Here is a 26,641-nt window from a genome sequence, read left to right as displayed (position 1 = left end):
AAAAAGCCCATTGATTAATCAATGGGCTTTTTCGACCTATAGAAAGCATTACATTTTATTTAACCTGTATATGTCATATTTTTTACTTCAGAATCGTTTTTAAAGAACCATTTCATCATAGGGGGAGTAACAATCGTTGTAATTAAAACAACGACGACGATTATTGCAAACATATCTTGCGTCAATAATTTGGATTCAAGTCCTGTACCTGCAATGATTAGAGCTACTTCTCCTCGAGATATCATTGCCGAACCAATACCTAAGGAACTGTTCCAATTGAATCCAGCTAGTTTTGCTCCGATGGATGCACCTATTAGTTTAGTTAAGATAGCAACAACGCTTAAAAAAACGATTAATCCCATATTGTCTATAATGCCAGAAAACTGAGCAGTAACCCCAATAGACGTAAAAAAAACTGGAACAAAGATTGAATAACTCTAATGGTATCAACCTTTTTAAATACTTCATGCTTAAATTTAGTTACGCTGATGACACCTGCTATATATGCACCAATTATTGCTGCAACGCCTGTATATTCGGCTAGGTAGGCGATGTTACTGCCTCTGTCAATTTTAAGAATGAACAACAATTTAAGAATTAAGGTACTACTTTCCATCTAACAAATTACTTTGGGATGGAGGAATTTTTCTCTAGCTGTCATATGACGCTAGAGATATCAAAAAGCCAAGGCTTTCTTAGAAAACGCTTGGCTACTTGTCTATTTCTTCTCCTATTTGCATAAAAATGACTTTAGTTTAAAGGTATAAGAGGGCACTTCATTAGACACCTCTTATTTGGTTACAGTAGAGGCAGATTTTAAAGTAGAGTCACTCCGTGCATATGCAGCAGCTTGTTCAAATTGTTTGTGATTAGGACGTACCCCTGTGTAAAGAACAAACTGCTCTAATGCTTGGATAGCGAAAACTTCTGCACCAGTAATGGTTTTCTTCCCCTTTTTATTTGCATAACGGATAAGAGGAGTTTCAGGAGGAAGCGCAACTACATCAAAGACTGTCTCAGCCTGATCAATCGCTTCTGGTGTGAATGAGAGGTCTTCGGATTCTGGACCACCTTCCATACCTATTGGTGTCACATTCACCAATAAGTCCGCACGTATAGATCCTAACTCTTCTTTCCACTCATAGCCATAGTTTTGTGCTAAGGTACGTCCTGCCACTTCATTTCTCGCAATGACAAAACCTGAATGAAACCCTGCGTCATGAAGAGCGCATAATACAGCTTTAGCCATACCTCCACTGCCTCGTAAAGCAAACACCGAATCGCGACTGACTTTGTGTTGATCAAGCAATTGGGAAACAGCTATATAGTCAGTGTTATAGGCTCGTAGTTTCCCGTTGTTATTAACAATTGTATTCACAGAATCGATGGCAGTTGCTGATTCATCTAATTCATCTAAAAACGGAATACAGGCTTCCTTATAAGGCATTGAAATAGCACATCCACGTATTCCTAATGAACGGATGCCTCCAATCGTTGCTTCCAAATCATTCGTTGTAAAAGCTTTGTACATAAAGCTCAAGTTTAATTCATTGTACAAATAGTTATGAAACCGAGTACCAAAATTTCCAGGTCGTTCTGCAAGGGACATACAAAGTTGAGTATCCTTATTAATTTCTACCTTCATCATTATTACCTCCATAAAATAGTATATTTTCATCTTTTATGTTAGTAGATTCTCTTCCTAATATCAGAGACTTTATGCTATCAGGAAACTGTTGAAGATATATAATCAAAGATTTAGAGTAGAAATTCCCCCTCTTTTATCTATTTGTTTAAGCATCAGTTCAGCTGTTTCTTCTGTAGTGACCAAGGCATTTAAATAACCGCCGTTTAGTGCACCGATAATGGCTAAAGCTTTCTCCGGAGACTCTGCAATGCCTACTGAGTATCTGGTTTTTTTTAGACGTTCTAAATCAATAGAAATCGTACGATCCGAAAGACTTGTATGTACTTGTTCACCATTTAATGTATAAAAATGAGAACAGATATCACCATATACATTTGCTGAGTTGAGTTCTTCGTAAAACTCTTCTCCATAAAAACCTTTCCACGTAGAGCTTCCTGAAAGGGAAGGGGAACCTACTCCAACTAAAGCAACTGTTACAGAATTCCAGTCTTGTTTTATCGTTTGAAAATGAGCCGAATTTCTAATGTCTTCAGCCATTTGCTCATTCTCTGTTATAGCAGGAAAATCAATTAATTTTGATTTTGCATTAAATATTTCTGAGGCTTTGTAAACAATTGTATTGACGTGATATTTGCTTTCCAAGTTTCCAGAAGGTCCTCCTACTAGTGGAACAAATAACAAATTCTGTTCTTTATTTGTTCCTAGTTGGTCAACAGTTGCTGCTAATGAGCTTCCCCACGAGAAACCCACAATATCATTGTCCATAATAATACGCTTTAATAATTGCGCAGCGCTCTTACCAAGGGATGTTAACTTCGCTTGCAATGACTTGTCTTTTTCACAAGGAACCACAATTACTTCTTTTAATCCAAACCTATTCATTAGTTCTTGTTCGATGTCGAAATTTTTAGATAAATTGTAATCTATACTAACCTTAACAATACCTTCTTCTCTCATTTTCTTCAGCATCCTACTAATGGAAGTACGATTGATGCTCAATTCTTTCGCTATTTGGCTTTGTGTCATATCTTCTTCATAGTACATATGAGCAATTTTAATCATAAGTCGCACTTCTTCGTCCGTGTAAGTCAAAATTACACCTCCTTATATGCACATTTGTTCAAAGTTGAATAAATGTGCAATCATTAAACTGAATATACACCTATGCTATTTTAATGTCAATGATTGTAGCGAAAACTGCCTCAGTACTTCAATTTCCCCACAAAATATGAAGAAATAATTAGTTTAATTTATTTAGCGTTTCGACCTCTTTTTGAAAATCCCCAGTAAACTCATAGATTGCTGCTTCAGCTTTGTTATTTTGTGTGTAATTAGGTGAATTACAAAACGACAACAAAAAAAGCCCTGCGAATAAGGGGGGGACTGACCCCCTTAGATACAGGCTTTTTCTCAACTCTGTTGTTTAAGTAGAAAAAAGTACTTACTTTAAATCCAAGGTTACTTCCTTATTTAGATATGGAGATGTAAAAGTTACTGTTTGTTCATTTCCCCATTGTGCATCATGAGCTCCTAAAACATTTAAATCGCTCATATCCGTATTTCGTGTCATAACATGAAGAGGTTCTTGATTTATTCGTTTTTTCACCAAAGGGAATTCCGTTTGTTTATAAAAATCATAGTAATGATTAGTTTCTCCAAGACTCCAATTAGAATAACCAATAATAAGTTTTTGGGTATTCTTAGGGGAACTTAGATCATAATAGTCAACTTTATTAGTATAAAAGAACGTGAACCACCCAACGATTGCTATAGGTACAATCAAAAACGGCCCAATTACTCCCCAAAAAACTTTAGACTCTTTTGTTTTGCTAACGGTTATAAGGACTATGTATAAATAGATAAAGTGTAGAACAAATATCAGAAAATATATCGAAACCTTTGAAGAGAAAACGTATAGGCTCTTTAGTGCTAAAAGATAAAAGAATAGATCTATAGAAAGAAGGATGATAGCTAACATTTTTAGTATACTCTTATTATTTTTATACTTCATTGACTACGAACCCTCCTCCTTTTAATTTAGAAATGTTAAATATCGCTGCTATTAATATCAAGTGAGTAGCTACGAGGTATATAATTTTGGACTTTTCCAGGTGAGTTAAATAGATCACTCTTACTGAATATCGTAAATCCAACCTCTTCCACATCCACAAATGTATCGACTTTATCTATATCGACATTTTTAAATTCTATAGGTTTATTCCATTGTCTCGAAGGAATTAAATTCTGCTCTACAATACCTTCTCCGTAGAAAATGAATATACTCAGCCCATTATTAACTAATTCTTCTGCTAATCCACTAACATGGCTCAATTTTTCTTCAGAATCAACTTTAATAATAGCACCATCTAATGAATGCTCATAAAAAGGAATTTTATTTTTAATCAATGTTTCTTTTTCATGTCCAGAGAGCATTGAGTCTAAAACAAAAAAAACAGGTAAACCAAACATTTTTCGAACTAAAGAGATGATCAGATCATGATTAATGTCCCTAATCCCTACAGTAATAGATACAAATTTATCTTCTGGAAAGTCAAAACTATCAATTATACTTTGGTCTGAATATTGCACAAAATATTCTTTTTTCAACATTTATCCCCCTTTAGGGTTTAGTCTTTTTGAACTCTTACTATTACGTACGTTATGTAGTAGTTACTTCTGTTAATGTAACAATAAATTCTATGCAAGTGATAGCAATAATCGGGAAAAATTTAGAATTTTTATTGGATAAAGAACGTTTGTTCGTATATAATAGAGAACAAACGTTCTTTATTTTAAGGAGTTCTTTCAATGGATTATGGCCAGCTACCAAACAGAGTCATTATATGTATCGATATGAAGGCATTTTTCGCTTCAGTTTCTTCTGTCATACGGGGATTGAATCCGCTAAAAACAAAGCTTGCGGTAGTAGGAGATATCAAACGGTCTGGATCGGTTGTGTTAGCTGCCACACCCTTACTAAAGAAAGAAGGAATCAAAACGGGAAGCCGTCTTTTCGATATTCCTAAAAGAAAAGATATCCATGTCGTGAATCCATCTATGGAGAGGTATATCAAAGCTTCGAACTATATTTCTAGTTTGGTGTTACAGTATGTGGCTCCTGAAGATTTTCATGCGTACAGCATTGATGAGTTGTTTATTGATGCGACAACTTCTTTGCATTTATTCGCTAAAACACCAGAAGAATTAGCCTATAAAATCATCAACGAGATTTACCGTAAGACACGGCTGACAGCTACTGCCGGAATCGGTCCCAATCTCTTGCTGGCGAAGGTGAGCTTAGATCATGAGGCCAAGAATAGCCCAACAGGAGTTGCTTATTGGCGATATGAGGATATTCCCTTTAAGCTGTGGTCCATTCATCCGATGAAGGATTTCTGGGGAATCTCGTCTGCTACGGAAAGACGCTTACAACGGTTAGGCATTCACACCATCAAAGAACTCGCTCTTTCTTCAAAGGAGATGTTACAAAAAGAATTTGGCATTCTGGGTGAAGAGTTGCATCAACATGCGAATGGGATTGATTACAGTCGCATTTCTGATGTGTACATTCCTAGCTCTCGTTCATTTGGAAAAAGTCAAATTCTATTCCATGATTATACAAACCGAAAAGAAGTGGAGTTATTGCTGTTAGAGCTATTGGACGATGTATGTTTTCGTTTACGCATGCATCAAGTAGTGGCTCAGACTGTTCATTTATCTATTGGTTACAGCAAACAAACAGGTGGAGGCTTCTCCAGACAAAAGAAAATGGGGAGAGCTTCGAATTTAAGCCAAGATATCTTTCCGTACTGTTTAACCATTTTACATACGTTTGATAGTGGAATGCCGATTCGTTCCATTGGCATTTCCTTATCGAACACACGCATTCAAGAAGAGGAGCAAATGAGTTTATTTGAAGACATTGACCAGCGTGAAAGAGCCTATGCACTTGCCAAAACGATCGATGACATTCGTCTTCGGTACGGAAAGAATAGCGTTCTACGGGCCTCAAGCTATCTCGATCATTCAACGGCTCGTTATCGAAACGGCCTTCTAGGAGGTCATAAAGCATAAAGGAGGAAGCTGCTATGCAGAACAGAGGAATGAAAAAATGGCGACCGTTCGCCACTATGCCAGAGCAATACAAAGGATTACAGGAAATTATAAAAAAACAAGCAGAAATACCACAACCTTTTTTAACAGAAGATCAAATGGAACAGATTAATTTCACTTTGATTGAAGCGCTTCATACACATAAAAAAGTGTACCTGACGTATTACAAGCATGGGCAGTGTATAACAGAAACAGGAGTTATTCAGTTCGTTGATTCTCTAGGAGGATTATTTGTTTTTATAGATGAGGGGGGTAACCAGGCGAATAAAATGAGGTTAAGCGAGCTAATTGATATTCGTTTCATGTAATAGAAAGTAATAAAACAGTTTATTTACATAAGATTTCCATACATAATTAGTATAAGCTTAAAAAGTACAGAATCATTTTTCATAGATTCATTTAGTGATGTTATATAAGGAGGCCTTTAAAATGAAGCAGGTTTGGCATGAATTTGAACAGTGGTTGAGAATAAATCGTCCAGAAGCAGTAGGAACACTTAACGAAGCAGCTGCTGAATCAGAAATTGCAGCGGTTGAACAAAAGATGGGACTAACCTTCCCCCAAAACCTTAAAGACTGGTTAATGATACATAATGGACAGAGCGATGAGTATATAGGAGTTATTGAAAATTATACTCTATTACCTCTAGAGGAGATTCTGTATACGTGGCAAACCTTAAAAGAGCTTTTAGACGGAGGAGAATTTGAAGATTTTCCAGAAGTAGAACCTGTTGGACCAGTGAAAAAAGAATTGTGGTGGAACCCGCGTTGGATTTCGATTGCCACGAATGGGGGAGGAGACGATATTTGTATAGACTTGGATCCGGCTGAAGGAGGAAAAGTCGCCCAAATTATCACCTTTTGGCACGATTGGGAACAGCGCGAAGTAATAGCAGACAGCTTAGAAGAATCGGTAATGGCCACGATAAATCATACAGATCACTAAAGGGGAGAAGTAAATGATAAAGCCGGATATAGAGAAAATCTATAAAATTCTTAAAGCACTTCCAGGTACGTCGGTGAAAGTAGAATTTGAAGATGAAGTGGGAGAAATTCTTTCTACTCCTTATTATATCTATCTTAAAAGCGAGTTTTCAGATGGACAATTAGGCTATAGAGAAGATCTAGAAGCCAATTCCCTTATAGGAAATCAAGAAGGAGATTGGCAAGAAAGCTGGTTTGTCATAGGGTATGATGAAGAAATCGGCGGTGACCCGCTTTTTATTGATATAGCGAATGAAGATTATCCAGTTTTTACAGCTGAACATGGTATGGGTGAATGGGACGCTTTAGAAATGTATGATTCTCTAGAAGAGTTTGTAGAAGATGTTACTTAATTATGGCTTCGTTAAAAGATTTTGATAAGAGTACGGTCAGAAGAGGACAGATAGTAGTTTAATATCTACCTAGCTGTCCTCTTTTTTAGTACCTATTAAGCTTAGAAAGAATGTAGAGAAAGGAAGGATCTGATGGTAGGAATCGATTTCAGAAGATAAAAGTGAAGAATTATTAGATGCTTTTGCTAATTCGTTATAATTTATCTTTCTAATCAGCTTATAAATTAAGCTAAAGAATTCTGCAGCTGAAGGTAACTTCTAAATAGCCTAAGTATGGGAAGTGAAGACTATGTATCAAACTATAAAGATTAATAATTGGATTTTAGAAATTGATGTTGAAGAAACACAAAAACAGTATTTGAAGAAGTGGGATTTGTGCGATTGTCTATATTGTCTAAACTTCTATGAAGCTATGAAGTCACGATCAGAGATAGAGCTTCAGTTTTTTTACCAACTAGGTATTAATCCTTCTCAATGTAATCACTTATCACATTTTGATCCTCAAGAAAATGGGCTACACTTCTATATTGGCTGTTATCATCTTGTAGGTAAGGTATCTCTTCAAACGCCTCTTGAAATTATAAATTCAGATGATGCAATCCAAATAAGTAATAATTTACATATTGGCTTTTCTAAAAATTTGGAATTTGTCCCTGGTGGATTTTCCAGACCCGTACTTCAACTGAATTTTGAGATAGAAGTCCCTTGGGTACTTGCTGAAGAACCGAGTTAACGTGCTTTTATATTTTAACTACCGCTTTAAAGTATGTTTTGAAAATGCTAAAGCAGGGATAGAAAAAAAGCTACAGTCAAGAATAAAAGAGGTAGTATACAAAGACGCACTATTCTTTAGTAAACAAAGAATAGTTGAATAAACACATGTGCTGCTTAAATAAATATGCTGTAAAAAAGCACTCACAAGAGTGCTTTTTACTTTGCCTTAAGAAATGATTTTACAAACAATCATGATACATATGGGTATTTCTACACTCGCTGTGCACAAAAAACTGGAAAAAATTCTCTTCGTTCATTTATAATAATAGAGAACTATGTCGAATCCTAAATATTGGAGAGATTGCTATATGAGAAGAATACTTCCTTTTATAATTTTTACCATTTATTGCATTCCATATGTTTATCTATCTATACGAAAAGATTTTGAAGATGATTCAAAAATAAACTATATAATCATGGCCATGGTTACAGTCGTACTATCTTATCTAAGCGGGCTGATTAGAGCAGATTTGTCACTTATTTTAGGAAATATCGTTTCTTTTAGTACTTCATATTTTTATAACGCGTTAAGACTTCCTGATCCAAAATGGGAAAAATACTTTTCGCCTGTTACTTCGGTTGAGCAAATCGTACTCATAAGCCTTGCGGCGCTTGTACTGCAGATGATTGTTTATACAGTTGCTAGAAAGCGAGCGAAGAGATACATTCGTAACGCTATGGTTTCAAAATAGCAAAAAAGAGAGTTAGTCATTTGATGGGCCAGACTCTTCAGATGACTAGCTGAAAGAAGGGGTAAAAAGAAATTCATTCTGTATGAGAAGATAAAGCGATTAAAAACATTGAAAAAAATTCTCTTGCAGTCAAACGAGGAGGGAAGAATAGAAGCGTTATTAGGCATATACTTACCTGCTTTAAACAGGATACGAATCAATTAGGTAAGCTATTTATTACAACTTTTAAATATGTAACCGCAAACAAAAAGGTATGTATTTCTCTTCCTACTTTAATTATACCACATAAAAAAATGCCGATATAGACTGTTTATTCTCATTTACTGCTGGTAAAATCAATAAAACATTACCGGTTAGGAGAGATGTTGAATGAACTCTTTAGTTCTTAGCTTTCAAGAAATAAAAGATACACAGCTTTCACTTGTTGGAGGAAAAGCTTTAAATTTAGGCGCGTTATCAAAAATTCAAGGAATACAAGTACCGGAAGGATTTTGTGTGACAGCGGCCGGGTATCAAAAAGCTCTTGAACAAAATGAAACATTTCAAGCGTTACTGAACCAGCTGACGATGCTAAATGCTGATGATCGAGATCAAATTGGTGAAATCAGCGAAAAAATTCGCCAAACCATTATGGAAATAAAAATTCCTTCTGACGTTGTAAAAGCAGTTATTCATTCTCTCTCTCAGTTTGGGGAAGAGCATGCTTATGCCGTTCGTTCAAGTGCGACAGCTGAAGATCTGCCACATGCTTCTTTTGCTGGTCAGCATGACACCTATTTAAATATCAGAGGCAAAGAAGCCATCCTTGAGCACATTAGCAAATGCTGGGCTTCCCTGTTTACAAATCGCGCGGTAACCTACCGTATAAAAAATGGATTTGACCATAGTCAAGTGCACGCATCGGTTATTGTTCAACGAATGGTTTTCCCGCAGGCTTCAGGTATTTTATTTACAGCTGACCCAGTCACTTCTAACCGAAAGCTGCTATCCATTGATGCAGGATTCGGACTTGGAGAAGCGCTGGTGTCTGGTTTGGTATCTGCCGATTGCTATAAAGTACAAGAAGGAGAAATCGTTGATAAAAAAATAGCAGCTAAAAAGTTAGCTATTTACGGATTAAAAGAAGGCGGAACAGAAGCGAAGGAAGTTCCTTCTGGTGTGCAAAAAACGCAAGCGCTCACTGACTCTCAAATTTTACAATTAGAACGCGTTGGAAGACAGCTTGAAGCTTATTTTGATTGTCCTCAAGATATCGAGTGGTGCTTGGCTGATGATACATTTTATATTGTCCAAAGTCGTCCAATCACTACTTTATATCCAATTCCAGAAGCAGCTGATCAAGAAAATCACGTGTATGTATCTGTTGGACACCAACAAATGATGACCGATGCCATGAAACCACTGGGATTGTCTTTTTTTCTGTTAACGACTAATGCACCGATGCGTACAGCCGGTGGAAGGCTGTTTGTTGATGTCACCCCTATGCTGGCTTCACCTGACAGCAGAAAAATGATGTTAGGTGCCATGGGACAGCATGATCCGCTCATGAAAGACGCACTTACAAGCATAATAGAGCGAGGAGATTTCATAAAATCTTTATCTAATGATCAAAGTTCCGGTAAAAGCAATAAAAGCGTGCCGCCTACGAAGCCTAAGGTACAAATCGAAAACGACTTTACGATCGTTTCTGACTTGATCAAGAAGAATCAAGCATCAATAGAAGAGCTGAAGCAAACCATCCAAACGAAGTCAGGTCCGGAATTAGTCGATTTTATTTCAGAAGATATCGGGATATTAAAGAAGATTTTATTTGATCCACAAAGTACAGCTGTGTTTATGGCCGCTATGGATGCTTCATCATGGATTAATGAAAAAATGGAGACATGGTTAGGTGAAAAAAACGCAGCAGATACGCTTTCTCAATCTGTCCCAAACAATATTACTTCAGAAATGGGTCTGGCGCTATTGGATGTCGCAGATGTAATTCGTCCTTATCCAGAAGTCATGCATTATTTAAAACATGTAAAAGATGATAACTTTTTAGAAAACCTGGTTAAGTTAGAAGGCGGACAGGAAACCCGAGACGCTATCTATGATTATCTCAGCAAATACGGAATGCGATGTCCCGGCGAAATCGATATTACGAAAACTCGGTGGAGCGAAAAGCCAGCTGCACTTATCCCTGTGATTCTTGGTAATATTAAAAACTTTGAGGCTAACGCCAGCAAACAAAAATTTGAAAAAGGTTTGCAGGAAGCCTTTAAAAAAGAGAAAGAGCTATTAAGTCGATTAAAGCAATTGCCCGATGGCGAACAAAAAGCAAAAGAAACAAAAGAAAGAATTGATCTCCTCCGAAATTTTATCGGTTATCGTGAATATCCCAAATACGGGATGATTAACCGTTATTTTGTTTATAAGCAGGCTCTCCTGAAAGAAGCCGCTCTGCTAGTAAAAGCCGGCGTTATTGATGAATCAGAAGATATATACTATGTGACGTTTGAAGAACTTCAAGAAGTTGTGCGCACACATAAACTGGATTACCAAATCATCAGTAAACGAAAAGAAGAGTACAAATTATATGAAAAGCTAACACCTCCGCGTGTGATTACGTCTCAAGGTGAAATTATTACAGGTGCGTACAAACGAGAAAACCTTCCGTCCCAAGCAATTGTAGGTTTACCGGTTTCTTCCGGAGTGATAGAAGGGCGAGCGCGCGTCATTTTAAACATGGAAGTGACTAATCTATCAGATGGAGATATATTAGTCACTTCCTTTACCGACCCTAGCTGGACCCCGTTATTCGTAGGGATAAAGGGGCTTGTTACGGAAGTTGGGGGACTGATGACTCACGGCGCAGTCATTGCCCGCGAATACGGATTGCCAGCGGTTGTCGGAGTAGAGAATGCTACTCGGCTAATAAAAGACGGTCAGCGAATTCGCGTACATGGAACAGAAGGGTATATTGAAATACTGTAAAAGCCAAAAATACTTGCACTATTTTATCTAATTAATAGATGAAGATTTGTCTAGATTTCTTTGCGCATCTTCAGTTCATACAAAAAGGCAGGCCGCAATGGCCTGCCTTTTTTATATTGGTAACAAAGTAGATTGAAACGTCAAATGCTGACTTTTTTCGTAGCTGTCTGCTGCACATGCTCCATAAACAGTTTAAACAAGTTCAGCATTGAAATATGTTCTTTTGCCATCATTTCTGGATGCCACTGGACGCCGACTACAAATTGATTTCCTTGTTTTTCAATGGCTTCAATGACTCCGTCTTTTGCCCATGCGGAAACTTCAAAGCCTGGCGCTACGTCTTTAATCGCTTGATGGTGAAATGAATTAATAAGAGCTTGATTACCGTAAAGGTCATGTAGGCGTGTTCCGTCTTTAATCATGATGGAATGAGAAGGGTCGCTTGTATTGTCGTATTGGTCATGTTTGATAAATGACTCTTTAATGTCTGACATGTCTTGATAAAGCGTGCCGCCGTAAGCAACGTTTAAAATTTGTAAACCGCGGCAAATCGCTAATACCGGCTTTCCTTGATCAACCACATGCTTTAACAATAGCTGTTCAGACTGATCTCGTGCTAAAAAAGGGGAACCTGTTTTGGTTGTCGGTTCTTCTCCGTATAAAAGGGGATTAACGTCTTGTCCACCTGATAAAATCAACCCGTCTATACTTTCTGCCTGCGCTTTAATCATTTCTTCATCTTCTAGTACTGGCAAGATAAAAGGAACTCCGCCGCTTAGCGCTGTTGATTCGATATAGTCGTTATTCACATACGCTCGCTTATAGCCTGGAAAGCGTCCTCCTTGATCCACAATAATGCTTCCTGATATACCAATTAAAAATCCCACTGTTGTTTTCTCCTTTTTTGTTAAATTACCATTTCTTAAGATGTTTTTTCTTTTTTACTGCGTTGATAAAGTGTTTTCAATCGCTTGCTTTATAAGAAATAAATGGTTCTTTTATTCAACTATTATACATATATACCATATTTATTTAATAGAAAATGGTATAATAGCCTCTGTGTGTCAAAAATACTAATTGCCAAAGGTAGAAGGTAGTGCTACAATTGTTCACATTCCTACTATTCTTCTTATTATAGTCGGATTAAAATTTTATACAAGGAAATAGGAGTGATTTTAGTGAAAAGGACTTATTTACTTTTCATCTCTCTTTTAACCATTGTCCTCATGGTAGCAGGGTGCAGTGGTAACGCAAGTAAAAATACTTCAAGTGAAAAAGAAGGAAAAGAAGGCGGAACGCTAAACGTCGCGTCTCAAAGTGAGCCAGCAACGCTAGATGCTCAAATCACTGGGGACTCAGATGTGAAAGATGCAACGCGCAGTATCTATGAAGGGTTAATGATTTTAGACGACAAAGGAAATCCTAAGCCTGACTTAGCGTCTAAAGTAGATATTAGCGATGATAAAAAAACATACACGTTCCAATTAAGAAAAGGAGTTAAATTCCATAACGGTAAAGAAATGACTGCAGATGACGTTGTCGCTTCTATTAACCGCTGGATTAAGCTATCATCCCTTGGGAAAACAAACTTCTCTGGTGCTGAAATGACAAAAACCGGTGATTATACGGTAGAGCTTCATTTACCATCACCAAATGTTAACACGCTATCTTTATTAGCTGATCCAATCCCCGCAGCAGCTATTTTACCAAAAGAAGTGGTTGACAATGCATCTGATGAAGGGATCAAAGACTACATAGGAACAGGTCCATATAAAGTAAAAGAGTGGAAGAAAAATCAATATCTTTTATTAGAAAAATTTAAAGATTATTCTTCGAAAGGCCGCGAAGTTAAGAAAACTCCTCACGTCGATGAAATTAAGATTAGTTTCGTAAGCGATGAGTCAACTAGGATTTCTGGTATTACAACCGGACAATTTGACGTTGCGCTATCTGTATCAAGCGATAATGCCAAACAAGTTGAAGGCAGTCAAAATGCAAAAGTAGAAACATCACCAGGCGGATTTATGGGACTTTTCTACAACGCAGATAAAGGCGTCTTTAAAGACATCAATGCGCGAAAAGCAGTTAACGCAGCTCTTAACTCAAAAGATATCTTAGACAGTTCTTACGGAAGCTCAGATTATTACAAGCTTTCTTCATCCATTGTGAACAAAGAGTATCCAAACTACTACAGTACAGCTGGAAAAGAAGAATATAACCAGCATGATAAGAAAAAAGCAAAAGAATATTTGAAGAAATCTGGTTATAACGGAGAAGAAATTCGCTTAATGGCGTCTCGTGATTACCAAGATCAATACAATACAGCTGTTGTGGTTCAACAAGAATTAAAAGACATTGGTATGAATGTAAAATTAGAAGTATACGACTGGGCGACATTCAGCGATAAAATGAGTGATACAAACCAATGGGACATCTATCCTGTTGACTGGAATGCTCGTTCTACCATCTTCCAAGGATTCTGGACGACAAAAGGTACATCAGTTGAAAAATCAATGGACTACTTAAACAAAATTAAAGCTGCTCCTTCTGTTAAAGAAGCTCGCGGTGACATTGATGCCATCCAGCAATACGTATGGGACGAGCTTCCGTTCACACTTATTGGTCATAAAGTGAACATCAATGCCGTTTCTAACAATTCAAAAGGCTATGAGTATAATTTAGGTCCAATTTTCTACAATATGAGTTTAACAAAATAATATCTTATTATTCTAGTAAACAGAGGGCTTATGCTCTCTGTTTTAGAAAGGAGTTTACGATGGGAGCTTATACACTTAAGAGACTTTTTGCACTAATTCCTGTTTTATTCATTGTATCTATTGTTGTGTTCTTAATTACACGCTTAACGCCTGGGAGTCCCGCAGCAATCATTTTAGGACAAGGCGCAAGTCCGGAACAAATTGCAGCGCTAAGCAAAGAAATGGGATTGGATGAGCCTGTTGTCAATCAATACTTTATCTGGCTATCTAACATCTTTCACGGAGATTTTGGTTATTCCTACTTTTTAAATAAACCTGTGCTCGGGGCAATTTGGGATAACGTAGGTCCTACGGTTTCTCTAGCTATACTTGCGCAAATTTTTGGCGTGGTGTTTGCTTTACTATTTGGTATATATGCAGCTAAACATAAAGGAACGATTCGTGATGAAAGCATTATGGGAGCCAGCCTTTTAGGTATCTCTATTCCTAGCTTTCTTCTCGGTTCATTCCTTATTTTGCTTTTTGCTGTACAGCTTCGAATTTTCCCTGTTTCAGGATACGTTCCGTTAAATGCCGGATTATTTGAATACTTAAAGTATTTAGTTTTACCAACGATTACGCTTGGAGCGATTCAAGCTGCATTAATTACGCGTATGACGCGTTCATCTTTACTCGATACCATTTCTGAAAACTTTGTTAAAACGGCAAAAGCAAAAGGATTAAATGGACGCACAATTATGCTTAAGCATACGCTGCGCGTGAGTTTTTTACCGATTTTAACAGTTATCGGAGAATCATTTGCGGGACTTGTGACCGGAGCGGCAGTAACAGAATCATTATTTAACATCCCGGGATTAGGTCAGCTGATTGTTTCATCAATTGAACGCCGAGATTACGCGCTTATTCAAGGAGCTGTACTTTTAATTACGGTTGCTTACGTGGTCATCAATTTAGTTGTTGATTTGCTGTATGCCGTGATCGATCCGCGTGTACGCAATTCTTATCATGATTAAAGGAGGGTGATGAATGTGAACGCACAACAAAATACAGAGACCATTTCAGTAACTTCAAAGAAAAAAAGAAACCCAGCGGCAGCGCGTTTCTTCTCAAATCGTTTGCTAGTAAGAGGAGCGATACTTATTTTATTATCTATTTTGATTGCTGTTTTTGCTCCGCTCATTTCTCCTTTTGGCAGTTTACAAATCGACCCTGCAAATCGATTAGCACCGCCGTCAAGCACGCACTGGTTTGGAACGGATAACTTTGGGCGAGATGTATTTAGTCGGACAATGTACGGCGTCAGAATATCGTTAATGATTGGAGCCGCAGTAACGATTATTGCTACTGTACTTGGTTTAATCGTTGGACTTTTATCTTCTTATTATAAAATTCTTGATTATATTTTAATGAGAATTTGTGACGGCTTGTTTGCTTTCCCGTCTATTTTACTAGCAATTGCCATCATGTCTGCTTTAGGACCTAAAACAAGCAATGTTATTATCGCACTGAGCCTTGTATTTATTCCTTCGATTGCGAGAATTGTTCGTTCAGCTGCGCTTGTTGTAAAAGAAAAAACATTTATTGAAGCGCTAAAAGCTCAAGGAGCAAGCTCACTTCGAATCATTTGTTTTCATATGGCACCAAACGTCTTATCGCCTTTAATCGTTCAAGTAACATACGTGTTTGCCGTGACGATTTTAACAGAGGCTTCGCTAAGCTTTTTAGGAGCCGGAATTCCTGCGCCAACACCAAGCTTAGGAAATATGCTGTATGACGGAAAGCTTGCGATTTACAACGCGTGGTGGATGACCGTGTTTCCGGGTGTATTTATCATTTTAATTGTACTTGGCCTTAATTTATTTGGTGACGGTCTGCGCGATTGGTTAAATCCGAAAAACGTAATGCTGAAGAAAAGGAGGAAAAAACGTTGAGTAACGCCCTTTTAAAATTAGAAGACTTACAAGTAACTTTTACAACGTATAGCGGAGAAGTAACGGCTGTTGACAATGTATCTCTTCAATTAAATAAAGGAGAAGTATTGGGCATTGTCGGTGAATCCGGATCTGGAAAAAGCGTAACGTCCGAATCTATTCTTCAGTTATTAGATGAAGACCTAACAAGCTACGATGGTAAGATTTTGTTTGAAGGAAAAAACTTATTAGACATGTCTTCAAAGCAAATTCAAAAGCTAAGAGGAAACGAAATCTCAATGATTTTCCAGGATCCCATGTCGTCATTAAATCCCGTTATGCCAATTGGAAAACAAATTGCTGAAGTGATTCGTCTGCATCAAAAAGTCTCTAAAAAAGAATCGCAAAAGAAAGTCGTAGAGCTTTTGAGACTAACTGGCATTCCGTCTCCAGAACAGCGAGCAAAAGAGTATCCGCATGAAATCTCGGGAGGAATGAGGCAGCGCATTATGATTGCGATGGCTTTAGCCTGTGAGCCGAAGCTTCTTATTGCCGACGAGCCAACAACGGCTTTAGACGTAACCATTCAAGCGCAAATCCTTGACCTTATGATGGATTTAAAAGACAAGCTCAACATGGGCGTGCTGTTCATCACCCATGACTTAGGCGTTGTCGCTAATATTTGTACAAAAGTAGCCGTGATGTATTTAGGACAAGTGATGGAAGAAACGGACGTTAAAACGCTGTTTTCAAAGCCGCTTCACCCTTATACAATGGGCTTAATTAAGTCGGTTCCTCACTTAGATGGCGACAGAACACAAGAACTTTCGTCCATTCCCGGAACGGTTCCGCCGCTTTCAAACGTGCCAGACGGCTGTCGTTTTGCACCAAGATGCCCGTTTGCAACGGAAAAATGCCATAAAGAAGTACCTGTTTTAGAGCATGCCGATGAGACGCATCGGGTTCGATGCTGGCACTATGAAAAAATTCAAGAAGGAGAGGTTGCGTATGTCTAGTGAAGCAAAGAAGCAAAGCGCCAAGCCCTTGCTTGAAGTTCGCAACCTGCAAAAATACTATCCGGTTCGTTCAGCTTTAGGAAAAGCAAAGGGCCAAATTAAAGCGGTTCAGGATTTATCTTTTGATATTTATGAAGGCGAAACGTACGGATTAGTAGGTGAATCTGGGTGCGGGAAAAGTACAGCGGGGCGCACGCTTTTAAAGTTAGTAGAACCAACGGGCGGGGAAGCACAATTTAATGGAGAAAGTATTTTCGAATCTAAAGCATCACGCTTACGGACGATTCGTAAAGATTTGCAAATGATTTTCCAAGATCCGCATACTTCCCTTAACCCAAGGAAAAAAATTGGGGCTTCCATTCAAGAAACATTAACAATTCATAATGTAGGCGCCAAAAGCGAACGAAAGCAGCTTGTCCTTGAATTATTAAAAAAGCTTGGGTTTAACGAAGAAGATTACAACCGCTATCCGCACGAATTTTCAGGCGGCCAGCGCCAGCGCATAGGCATTGCGCGTTCATTGATTTTAAACCCAAAGCTTATCATTTGTGATGAGCCGGTTTCAGCACTGGACGTATCTATTCAAGCACAAATCTTAAACTTGCTGCGCAGTTTGCAAAGAGAAATGAAGCTTTCATATCTCTTTATCTCCCACGATTTAAGCGTCGTAAGGCATATTGCAGACCGCGTTGGCGTAATGTATTTAGGCAGATTAGTAGAAGAAGGGCCAACAGATGAGATTTTTTCAAATCCTCGTCATCCTTATACAAAACTTCTTTTATCCTCTGTTCCGGCGATTCATGAACATGAAAAACGCGAAAGAATTGAGGTTAAAGGTGAAATTCCTTCTCCTCTTAATCCACCTTCAGGCTGTGCGTTTCATAAAAGATGCCCGTTCGCATTTGACCGCTGCATGAAAGAAACACCTGAAGATACAGTGATTGATAGCAAGCATAAATTAAAATGTCATCTATATAGTTAAGGTGAAAATCTGTAGCGATAGAGAAAACATACGTATTGATGCAGAAGCATAGAAATGAAAAAGTCACTAGTGTCTCTAGTGGCTTTTTTTTGTGAAAACAGTTGGTCAAAGTCGTACAAAAGTTTTTGTGTTTAGTACATAAACTTTAAAGCCTACATTGCCCCGTTATTAAAGAATTTATAAAATGCATTATTTAGTTAGTAATAATTCCTTAAATCTCGGAAAACAATTATTAGATTGAATCGGTATAAGGTAAATAGATACAAATAACTTAGATAGGGAAAAGAAAAAATTATATAACTAAGGTAAATGGATAGCATATTAAAGCGAACTACTCATGATGTGGATAGTTCGCTTCTTCTTTATTACCAGTTATAAATTTATATGGTTGCTGAATGCATCAATCTGTTAAAAACTCCATATATACAAAAAAATACGAAAAAAATGGTTATAAATATAAAATAGTAAAAATAAACCTGTATTTTAATGGTAAAATAGTTTATTAAATATACATAAAAAGGGGTTTTTTGATGAAAAAAGTATTGTTTTCAATTCTCATTCTACTTATTATAGGCCTAGGAGGTTTTGCAGGCTATAAGGTACTTAGTAAAAAAGATGTACAAACAACATCAAAACCAACAAATAACATACAAGAGAGAGAGGTAAAGGGGATAAAGCTAAAAAATGATGTAGACACTGAACTAAACACTTCTACGGATAAGGTATGGCAATTTGGTTTTTACAAGCCGCTAGATTCTAGTACGATTACGTCTAGTAATATTTATGTCTCCGATCAAAATGGAAAAAAAGTTGACTCTAGGATTAAACTTAGTGGAGATGCACGAACAATTGTTATTAATCCTCCAAGAGGCGGTTATAATGTCGGCAGTTATTATGAAATTCATTTTAAAAAGGGAATTGCCTATACGACGGGAGAAAAGGTTAAAAACCCGCATCAAGTAAACTTTGCTACTGATCGAGAAGAAAAAGAAGAAATAAAGTTAAATCCTAAATTAAAAATTATTGATAAAAAATATGTCATTAGCGCTTCAAATACAAGAGTAGAAGTTTCAAAAGATGTCGATGAGAAAATAAAAGTGGGAGACATTTTAGTCTTAAAGACTGCTAATAGTCCCGAGGGGCAAGCTGTAAAAGTAACAAATAGTGAGAGTGGGACTAATACTTATACATTAGACGTAGAAGATCCGAACTTCTTCGATTTATTTGAGACCCTGGATATTAATAAAACATATAGCTTAACAGAACGTAACTTCAAACCCGCTTCTGGAGTTAAATCCCAAGCTATCACAAGCATAGAACCTCAAACTCAAATCGCTGCAAGTAATTCGCCTGAAAAAAAATATGAATATAAAAATAAAATATTCAATATGGATGTTGAAAAAAGTGGTATTGAACTTGAAATCGATGATTTAAAAATAGGTAAATCTAACGCGAAGTTATCTGGAGAACTAAACTTATATACACCTAAAGTGGATGTAGATATTGACGCTAAGCTGACAGGTATTAAAAAAGTTGAATTTGTCAGTACGGCAAAAACAGATGCTCATTTACTTGTACTTAGTAGTAGTAAGGGTACCAAGGGTGTTTCTACTAAAGAACTAGTGCAAGAAATTCAAAGTTCTAACAAGGGAAAAGGAAGCTTTGAAAAGAAATTAGGTACTTTTGCTATTCCTTTACCAACCCCAGGTCTCTTTATCAAAGGAGATATAGTCTTACAGGGTCAGATAGACTACAAAGGTCAAGTAAGGTACGAGGTTACATTTAAACAGGAAGCTAAAAAAGGTGTGATCTATAAAAATAAAAAGATTAGTAAAATTAATTCTAATAAAGGTAAATTAGAATCAGAGTTCACAGGTGTAGGAACGGCAGGTTTTGCTGTAGGACCTAAAATGTCATTTGCGCTGACCGCTTTTAAAATTGTTGGAGCTGGTGTAGACACATCTGTAAAAGCAGAAGCAGATGGAAAAGTAGTATCCGGTATGATCTCCAAGCAGGATTTAAATTTCTTATGCGGAAGTGCTGAAGCAAAGTTAGTAGGTAACGGAAACATAGTAATGGGGATAGATGGATTTGGAAAGAAACTTAAGAGGTTAATAGATTGGAAGATTCAAGAAGCTACATTTTTAAAAAAGAATTTTGAGTTTGGTGAATGCGAAAAAACCCTTTCAGTAAAAGTAAATCCAACTAAACTTCAAATGAAAACAGGGGAAAGTCAAAATGTAAAAGTAAATGAGGAATATTTTGACGCCAAGAGTTTTGAAACAAAGAAGAGAGCCTTTAACACAAATGGGTTAAAAGTAGCCTTTAATCAAAGTGGCGTGGCGAGTGCAAGTAAAAATAAAACAAGTGTAGCTGTCTCAGCTAAGGAACAGCCAGCAGCAAAAAACACAACAATGAATTTAACAGTTACAAAAGGAAATCGCAAAGGAGATAAGTTATCTGTACCTATTTTAATAATAAACTTTGACGATATCCAGAAACAAAAAGAAAAGGAAGAGAAGGACGAAAAAGAGATACAAGAGTCTGATAATCAAAATAAATGGGCTGGAGACTGGACTAGAGATATTAATACAGATCGTGCCGGTATTACAATTACACAAGTAAAAGGGGATACGTTTAAATTTGCACTTAATGCAATTCACACTGATAATGCAGAAGCTGCTCGTGGAGGATATATAAACGTCGGAGATGTAAAGGGAACTGCAAAAGTAAACGGCAACGTAGCTACCCAAACAACAGATGAAATGGATAGCGGTTGTATGATAAAAATGACCAACCATCAAAGTTATATTCAGGTTGAAACCATTACAGACTGTTCAAGAGCTGGCGGGGTAGGGGTATTTTATGATGGAAAGTACAAAAAAGGAGATATTCCTGAGACAGACTGGTGGAAAGAAGAAGGTACCGATGATAACACATCAGATGCTGAAGAACAATCTCCTAGCGACACAGAAGAGCCTGAAGGAGAAGATACTCCTACTGAGAGTGAACAAACTTTAACACCTGAAGAAGCGGAACAACGTGTAAAAGAATTTTTAAATCTGTCGGCTGACACAGATTTGTCAGTGGTTTGTGATGGTGATATAGGCGGCGGTATATATTTTGTGCGTGTATATAAATATGTAACAGATGATCCAGATAATCCAAATGGGTATAATAAATTCTACGGAAATTACTACGTGGATTCAAAAACAGGCGAAGTTAAAGATGCTACGCAAGAAATGATAGATGAGAACGAAGAAATTTCAGGCGAGAACTAGTGGTGCAAAAGGTAAGGAGGAATTATTCATTCTTACCTTTTCTTTTAGAAAAAACATTTCTATGACACAGTGGGGTTAAGGCTATAAAAAAGCTTATTGCCTTATCGCCAATGATTGTACCACAATAAAAGATATGACTAATCCTTACTAACCTACCTATCCTAATATATGGAGATATAAAAACAAAACGTGTTATGATAGTATCGGTGATAATTATGGGTAAAAAAGCAGATAAGACGAATGTCATGCGAATTTTAGATCAGAAAAAAATTGAGTACAGCTACTATTCTTATGACACTAAAAAGCTGAGTGGGGTACAGGTAGCTACTTCGCTCGGAGAGGACCTTGCTAAAGTCTTTAAGACACTGGTGACCGTAGGGAAATCAAAAGAACATTATGTCTTCATGGTACCGGTTGAAAAGGAGCTTGATTTAAAGAAAGCGGCAAAAGCGGCTGGTGAAAAGTCCTTAGAAATGATTCCTCGAAAAGAGCTGTTGCCTCTGACAGGATATGTTCACGGAGGGTGTTCTCCTATCGGGATGAAAAAGCAGTTCACAACCTTCATTGACTCTACGGCAGAAGACTGTGAAACGATTTACTTTTCAGGCGGGCGTGTAGGTCATCAGATACAGCTACCACTAAGTGACTTATCAAAAGTAATTCGTATACGTCCGGCAGACATCACAAAAGATAGTTAAAATGTAGTTCCCTTGAGCGAAACGCACTTAGACATAAGCGTTTCGCTTTTTTAATTGCTTTAATTACTTTTACTTGTTCGGATAACAAAAACAAAAGTAAAAATATAGAAAAAATGATATTATATAGTTAATATATGGAAACTTTATAAAAAGGATAGGAGGAGGAGGACAAAAATGATTAAATCAATTATTGGTGGGTTCATTTTATCTTTTATACTTTTAGTAGCATGTACAATAGCTAACGTAAATTCAGAAACAGTACTTTTCACCGCTTTCATTATATTAGTGGGGCTAGCTCTTATCATATCTGGAGCAGCTGTAAGCGGTGATCGAATGAGAGCTAACCTTTCCACAGAATCAAAAGCAGACAAGAAGTGGAGAATAACAAATTCTATAAACCTTATGTTAGCTGCCGCTCCAGTTCTCGGGGTATTTCTTCTCATTCATTACTTTGTATAGTTTATTCTTCGACATGTAAGAGCAACCCGCAAGGTCCTAAAAAACAAACTAATTATTCATAAGATAATAGCGAAAAGAGGTGCTAGGATGAAAGAAATCACTTCAACTATGGTGAACCCGACAATAAAAAAGCTGTTATCTTATGCAACTTTAGAAGAGAAGGTTGATGGAGAGTATAAAAAATACACTTGTTTGCCAAGTCGGAAATTATATAGTATTGAAGTAAATGGAGAAACAGTTAGCTGTATAGGAGTTGAATTTCTTAACGCCAAGGAAGCTGTTGTAAAACATATAGCTGTTTTACCAAAAGAGAGAGGGAAAGGAATAGGAAGCAGCATGATTAGCTTTCTTTGTAAGAACTATGATATACATTCTATTTTTGCTGAGACAGATAAAGAGGCAGTAAACTTTTATTCTAATTTTGGCTTCCAAATAACAAGTTTAGGTGAAAAATATCTCGGAGTGGAACGCTTTTTGTGTGAATTTAAAATCAAATGAGCCAAATTAAGGTTGCCAATGTAACAAAATTATAGAACATCTATGGCTGTATATATATTAGAGGATAAGATTAAAATTCGATAATTATCTTAAATTTAGGTTAGAGCTTAGTACAAGTTATGTTTATTCTACATATTATGTAAATGTAAGCAGCTTACACTCTCAAGTTGAAAAGAGTATTTTCTTAACCATGTTCTTACTTAAAGAACGTGGTTTTTTTCTGTTTCACATATAAATTAGAAAACCAAACTTTGTAAAATTTTTGTATAAATAATTAGAAAATATTATATTTTCTAATAAATCAATAGTACAATATATAAATAGAAGGGAGGATTAACACTACATATGTAATAGACAGCAGCCGCTTTTAAACCCGCTTATTTTGTATCTATAGGTGATATCAAAATGAATTATTCAACCTTTTTTAAGCGCTCTCATTATATAAATAATTGGTTGAACAGGTTTTATAGAAAGCAATACAATCTAGCTGTTAAAAAAGATTTGCTGGTAAATTACTTACTACTTCATGTTACAGGAGAACCAACATTAAACACTCAAAGAAAAGAGGGATCACTCATGGCTCATACCAGTGAAGCTGCAAACAACAGGCGTGTTACAAGTAATATTTTTAAAGGATCTGTTGGGAATTTAATTGAATGGTACGATTGGTACGTTTACTCTGCTTTTGCCGTCTATTTTTCATCGCAATTTTTCCCAGAAGGCGATCCAACAAGTCAGCTGCTTAACACAGCGGCAATCTTTGCCGTCGGTTTCTTAATGCGTCCAATCGGTAGTTTATTAATGGGACGCTACGCGGACCGATATGGTCGCCGTGCTGCGCTTACCTTATCTATTACGATTATGGCGAGCGGTTCTTTGATTATCGCTTGTACCCCCAGCTACAGTACGATAGGATTATTATCTCCTATTATTCTAGTACTCGCACGTTTGCTTCAAGGAATCTCCTTAGGGGGAGAATACGGAACGTCTGCAACTTATCTTTCTGAAATGGCAAGCAGCGGGCGAAGAGGATTTTATTCAAGCTTTCAGTATGTAACGCTTGTTGCTGGTCAGCTGGTAGCATTAGGTGTTCAAATTATTCTGCAAAACGTTCTCAGTGAAGCAGATATGATTTCATGGGGCTGGCGTATTCCTTTTGTCATTGGAGCTATCGGAGCGCTAAGCGTTTTATGGCTGCGCCGTACAATGGATGAGTCAGAACAATTTTCTAAAATGGACTCTGAAAGCCGTGAAAACGCAGGGACTATTAAAGCACTTATGAAGCATCCTAAAGCAGTATTAACCGTTATTGGCTTAACTTTAGGAGGAACGGTCGCTTTTTATACGTATACAACATATTTGCAAAAATTTATGGTAAACAGTGTAGGTCTGGATAAAGGAGTCGTAAGCTGGATTAATTTCTGTGCGCTACTTGTATTTGTTGTTATTCAGCCAATAGCAGGGATGCTATCTGATAAAATTGGACGCAGACCTCTGTTAATGAGCTTTGGTATTTTAGGAACATTATTGACTGTACCGCTGTTTCTTTTTATGAAACAAGCACATAACCCAGTCATGGCCTTTCTATTAATGACAGTTGGACTTATCATTGTAACCGGTTATACATCTATTAACGCAATTGTAAAAGCTGAGCTTTTCCCAACGGAGATTCGAGCTCTTGGTGTAGGATTACCGTACGGACTTACAGTTGCCATATTTGGAGGGACAGCAGAATTTATCGCACTATGGCTAAAAAGTATTGGCCATGAATCAATTTTCTTCTTCTATGTAGCAGGGTGTATTGCCATCAGCTTTCTTGTTTATTGGCGTATGGGAGAATCCTCTAAAGATTCATACATAGAGTCCGAGCTCAAGACAGATGACAAAGGAGACAATGTACCGCCAAATAATATCAGTTTTTAATTTTGGTTAAATAAATAATCGTTTGATAACATAAAAAAGGACGGGCTTTTATAGCCCGTCCTTTTCTAGTATTCCGCGCGTATACTTGTATTAAACGCACTAAGTGACGGTTCTTGCTATAGAATTCTTTTTTCTATAGTTTTGCATTATGAATTTGTACGATTAAAGCATAAAGAGGAAAATAATTAAAGGCATATAAAAAAGATCAGCGCCATAATAAAAGGATTATTTTGTGATATAACGAAATAGAGAGTATATACATCAGAAATAGAGAGAGGGTAAACTCCGTGAATACTTTATGTTCCTTTTTTATGAATCCAGTTTTAAGCGCTTCAACTTTTTTAATAGAATTACAGAGTGCGTTCTTTCGCCCTATTTGGAAAGAGTATAATTATGATGATTACTTTACCTACAAGGTATATGTTCCAAGTACATATACTGGGTTAAGTAAAGTACCATTAATCGTTATGCTTCATGGATGTCAACAAGACGCAGATGATTTTGCTGCGGGTACGGAAATGAATAAGCTAGCGGAAGAAAAAGGTTTTATTGTTCTCTATCCCCAAATGAATTACTTTGCTAATTCCAACGGGTGCTGGAATTGGTTTTATGAGTATAACCAGTTTCGCGGTAATGGAGAGCCAGACATAATAAAAGATATGATTGATCACATAATCACTAAATATGCGATTGATTCTACTAGTATATACCTTGCTGGCATGTCAGCTGGAGGCTTTATGGCGAATGTGATGGCTATTGCTTATCCTGATATATTTAAAGCGGTAGGCATTCATTCAGCAGGCAGTAATGCGTATGCTGTAGACCTCATAACAGCCGGAGAAGTTATGCTATATGGATCTCTAAATCCTGAATTTGACGGTGATGAAGCTTATAAGAAAATGGGACCTTACGCACGGCCTGTTCCCATCATTACAGTTCATGGCCAATCAGATACAACAGTTAATCCAATTAATGCGTCTACATTAATTCAGCAGTGGATTTATACATATAAGTATTTCGGTATCGACCTACATGAAAATGCTGCTTCTTACACTTCAAGGGAAAACGAAAATCATTATAGTTACATAACTTATGACTACGTAGATGCAGAAAATAAAATCTGGATGAAAAAAATTATGGTAGAGGATATGGGGCATGCATGGTCAGGTGGAAATGACAATGGATCAGATACTGATTCAAAAGGTCCTAATGCTTCAAAAATAATGTGGGATTTTTTTGAAGCACAGAATGATTAAATAAAATATGAACGAGCGATCAAAATGTACTACTAAATAACATCAGCCTTCATTTTTTTGAAACAAATAATTGTCGGTCAACAGTAAAAAAGGATCTTATCGAAAGATCCTTTTTCTGTTATCAACCAGCATTTCTTAACAAGTAGCTTCAAACCGATTTAACAATACATCTAGATCCTGACTGATTTTAATCGTATTACTACTTGTAAACCCTTCTTCTAGGGCAATCATCATCATCATTTTTCGTATAAATTCTATCTTTATCAGCAGTAGTCTACATTTGAAACACATTAAGTTTCCTCCACTTGCCACGTCATTTTAAAGGTTTAAATTATTGAATTTTTTATGTAAAAACGGTTCAA

At 36.9% G+C, this 26,641-nt stretch carries 24 protein-coding genes and 1 pseudogene; 18 read left to right on the top strand and 7 right to left on the bottom strand.

What is annotated here, in order from left to right; genetic code table 11:
• Positions 1-59 precede the first annotated feature (59 nt).
• From ACRPLQ_RS17625 to ACRPLQ_RS17605, 5 genes and pseudogenes are all read right to left on the bottom strand, one after another.
• Positions 60-550: pseudogene (locus ACRPLQ_RS17625) on the bottom strand (cation:proton antiporter); the annotation flags it as partial.
• A 240-nt stretch (positions 551-790) separates the two neighbouring features.
• On the bottom strand, positions 791-1,645 hold the full coding sequence (locus ACRPLQ_RS17620; protein WP_165635821.1) for a shikimate 5-dehydrogenase: 855 nt from the start codon (positions 1,643-1,645) through the stop codon (positions 791-793).
• Positions 1,646-1,750: 105 nt separating this feature from the next.
• Positions 1,751-2,740 (bottom strand): sugar-binding transcriptional regulator, encoded by a 990-nt coding sequence (locus ACRPLQ_RS17615; RefSeq protein ID WP_338131421.1) that lies wholly within the window; start codon positions 2,738-2,740, stop codon positions 1,751-1,753.
• A 349-nt stretch (positions 2,741-3,089) separates the two neighbouring features.
• Positions 3,090-3,659 carry a hypothetical protein gene (locus tag ACRPLQ_RS17610; protein ID WP_165635822.1) on the bottom strand — a complete coding sequence of 190 codons (570 nt, stop codon included), beginning with the start codon at positions 3,657-3,659 and terminating at the stop codon, positions 3,090-3,092.
• A 35-nt stretch (positions 3,660-3,694) separates the two neighbouring features.
• Positions 3,695-4,258: a hypothetical protein gene (locus ACRPLQ_RS17605; RefSeq protein ID WP_244303066.1), complete on the bottom strand. Its 564-nt coding sequence runs from the start codon at positions 4,256-4,258 to the stop codon at positions 3,695-3,697.
• A 198-nt stretch (positions 4,259-4,456) separates the two neighbouring features.
• On the opposite strand from ACRPLQ_RS17605, the gene ACRPLQ_RS17600 reads away from it, so the two are divergent.
• The 7 genes from ACRPLQ_RS17600 (at position 4,457) to ppsA (ending at position 11,539) form a co-directional block, all read left to right on the top strand.
• A complete protein-coding gene (locus ACRPLQ_RS17600; RefSeq protein ID WP_165635823.1) occupies positions 4,457-5,722 on the top strand; it encodes a DNA polymerase thumb domain-containing protein in 1,266 nt (421 codons plus the stop codon).
• Positions 5,723-5,736: 14 nt separating this feature from the next.
• A complete protein-coding gene (locus ACRPLQ_RS17595; protein ID WP_048021435.1) occupies positions 5,737-6,069 on the top strand; it encodes a YolD-like family protein in 333 nt (110 codons plus the stop codon).
• 121 nt (positions 6,070-6,190) lie between these two features.
• Entirely contained in the window at positions 6,191-6,706 is a 516-nt protein-coding gene (locus ACRPLQ_RS17590) for an SMI1/KNR4 family protein (RefSeq protein WP_165635824.1), read from the top strand.
• Positions 6,707-6,719: 13 nt separating this feature from the next.
• Entirely contained in the window at positions 6,720-7,097 is a 378-nt protein-coding gene (locus tag ACRPLQ_RS17585; protein ID WP_165635825.1) for an SMI1/KNR4 family protein, read from the top strand.
• 289 nt (positions 7,098-7,386) lie between these two features.
• Entirely contained in the window at positions 7,387-7,830 is a 444-nt protein-coding gene (locus ACRPLQ_RS17580) for a hypothetical protein (RefSeq protein ID WP_165635445.1), read from the top strand.
• Positions 7,831-8,179: 349 nt separating this feature from the next.
• Positions 8,180-8,563: a hypothetical protein gene (locus ACRPLQ_RS17575; RefSeq protein ID WP_033578688.1), complete on the top strand. Its 384-nt coding sequence runs from the start codon at positions 8,180-8,182 to the stop codon at positions 8,561-8,563.
• Between the two features lie 369 nt (positions 8,564-8,932).
• On the top strand, positions 8,933-11,539 hold the full coding sequence (gene ppsA, locus ACRPLQ_RS17570; RefSeq protein ID WP_432236194.1) for a phosphoenolpyruvate synthase: 2,607 nt from the start codon (positions 8,933-8,935) through the stop codon (positions 11,537-11,539).
• A 140-nt stretch (positions 11,540-11,679) separates the two neighbouring features.
• On the opposite strand, the gene ACRPLQ_RS17565 is transcribed toward ppsA, so the two are convergent.
• Entirely contained in the window at positions 11,680-12,426 is a 747-nt protein-coding gene (locus ACRPLQ_RS17565; protein ID WP_165635827.1) for a gamma-glutamyl-gamma-aminobutyrate hydrolase family protein, read from the bottom strand.
• Between the two features lie 291 nt (positions 12,427-12,717).
• On the opposite strand from ACRPLQ_RS17565, the gene ACRPLQ_RS17560 reads away from it, so the two are divergent.
• The 11 genes from ACRPLQ_RS17560 to ACRPLQ_RS17510 all read left to right on the top strand — a co-directional run bounded on the left by ACRPLQ_RS17560 (position 12,718) and on the right by ACRPLQ_RS17510 (position 26,279).
• Positions 12,718-14,256 (top strand): ABC transporter substrate-binding protein, encoded by a 1,539-nt coding sequence (locus tag ACRPLQ_RS17560; protein WP_033578690.1) that lies wholly within the window; start codon positions 12,718-12,720, stop codon positions 14,254-14,256.
• 59 nt (positions 14,257-14,315) lie between these two features.
• A complete protein-coding gene (locus ACRPLQ_RS17555; RefSeq protein ID WP_165635828.1) occupies positions 14,316-15,269 on the top strand; it encodes an ABC transporter permease in 954 nt (317 codons plus the stop codon).
• A 9-nt stretch (positions 15,270-15,278) separates the two neighbouring features.
• Positions 15,279-16,187, top strand: coding sequence for an ABC transporter permease (locus tag ACRPLQ_RS17550; protein ID WP_034264721.1), 909 nt, complete (start codon positions 15,279-15,281; stop codon positions 16,185-16,187).
• Complete coding sequence (locus ACRPLQ_RS17545; RefSeq protein ID WP_098626723.1) at positions 16,184-17,182, top strand: ABC transporter ATP-binding protein; 999 nt, start codon at positions 16,184-16,186, stop codon at positions 17,180-17,182. Before ACRPLQ_RS17550 ends, ACRPLQ_RS17545 begins: the two co-directional genes overlap by 4 nt.
• The gene (locus ACRPLQ_RS17540) at positions 17,175-18,164 is read left to right on the top strand and encodes an ABC transporter ATP-binding protein (RefSeq protein WP_165635829.1); all 990 of its coding nucleotides are present in this window, start codon (positions 17,175-17,177) and stop codon (positions 18,162-18,164) included. The genes ACRPLQ_RS17545 and ACRPLQ_RS17540 overlap by 8 nt, the downstream gene beginning before the upstream one ends.
• A gap of 530 nt (positions 18,165-18,694) precedes the next feature.
• Complete coding sequence (locus ACRPLQ_RS17535; protein ID WP_432236193.1) at positions 18,695-21,445, top strand: hypothetical protein; 2,751 nt, start codon at positions 18,695-18,697, stop codon at positions 21,443-21,445.
• Between the two features lie 215 nt (positions 21,446-21,660).
• Positions 21,661-22,143 (top strand): Cys-tRNA(Pro) deacylase, encoded by a 483-nt coding sequence (gene ybaK / locus ACRPLQ_RS17530; protein WP_432236192.1) that lies wholly within the window; start codon positions 21,661-21,663, stop codon positions 22,141-22,143.
• A 174-nt stretch (positions 22,144-22,317) separates the two neighbouring features.
• Positions 22,318-22,602, top strand: coding sequence for a DUF5316 family protein (locus ACRPLQ_RS17525; protein WP_028413748.1), 285 nt, complete (start codon positions 22,318-22,320; stop codon positions 22,600-22,602).
• 87 nt (positions 22,603-22,689) lie between these two features.
• Positions 22,690-23,100: a GNAT family N-acetyltransferase gene (locus tag ACRPLQ_RS17520; RefSeq protein WP_108674604.1), complete on the top strand. Its 411-nt coding sequence runs from the start codon at positions 22,690-22,692 to the stop codon at positions 23,098-23,100.
• A gap of 576 nt (positions 23,101-23,676) precedes the next feature.
• Entirely contained in the window at positions 23,677-25,023 is a 1,347-nt protein-coding gene (locus ACRPLQ_RS17515) for an MFS transporter (RefSeq protein ID WP_014460571.1), read from the top strand.
• 287 nt (positions 25,024-25,310) lie between these two features.
• On the top strand, positions 25,311-26,279 hold the full coding sequence (locus ACRPLQ_RS17510; protein ID WP_325076989.1) for an extracellular catalytic domain type 1 short-chain-length polyhydroxyalkanoate depolymerase: 969 nt from the start codon (positions 25,311-25,313) through the stop codon (positions 26,277-26,279).
• Between the two features lie 135 nt (positions 26,280-26,414).
• On the opposite strand, the gene ACRPLQ_RS17505 is transcribed toward ACRPLQ_RS17510, so the two are convergent.
• On the bottom strand, positions 26,415-26,570 hold the full coding sequence (locus ACRPLQ_RS17505) for an aspartyl-phosphate phosphatase Spo0E family protein (RefSeq protein ID WP_016763750.1): 156 nt from the start codon (positions 26,568-26,570) through the stop codon (positions 26,415-26,417).
• Positions 26,571-26,641 lie beyond the last annotated feature (71 nt).

Origin of the sequence: Priestia sp. TRN 1309, from assembly GCF_050846875.1 — a bacterium.
Lineage (GTDB): Bacteria > Bacillota > Bacilli > Bacillales > Bacillaceae_H > Priestia > Priestia zanthoxyli.
This window is presented reverse-complemented; position numbering and strand designations above follow the sequence as displayed.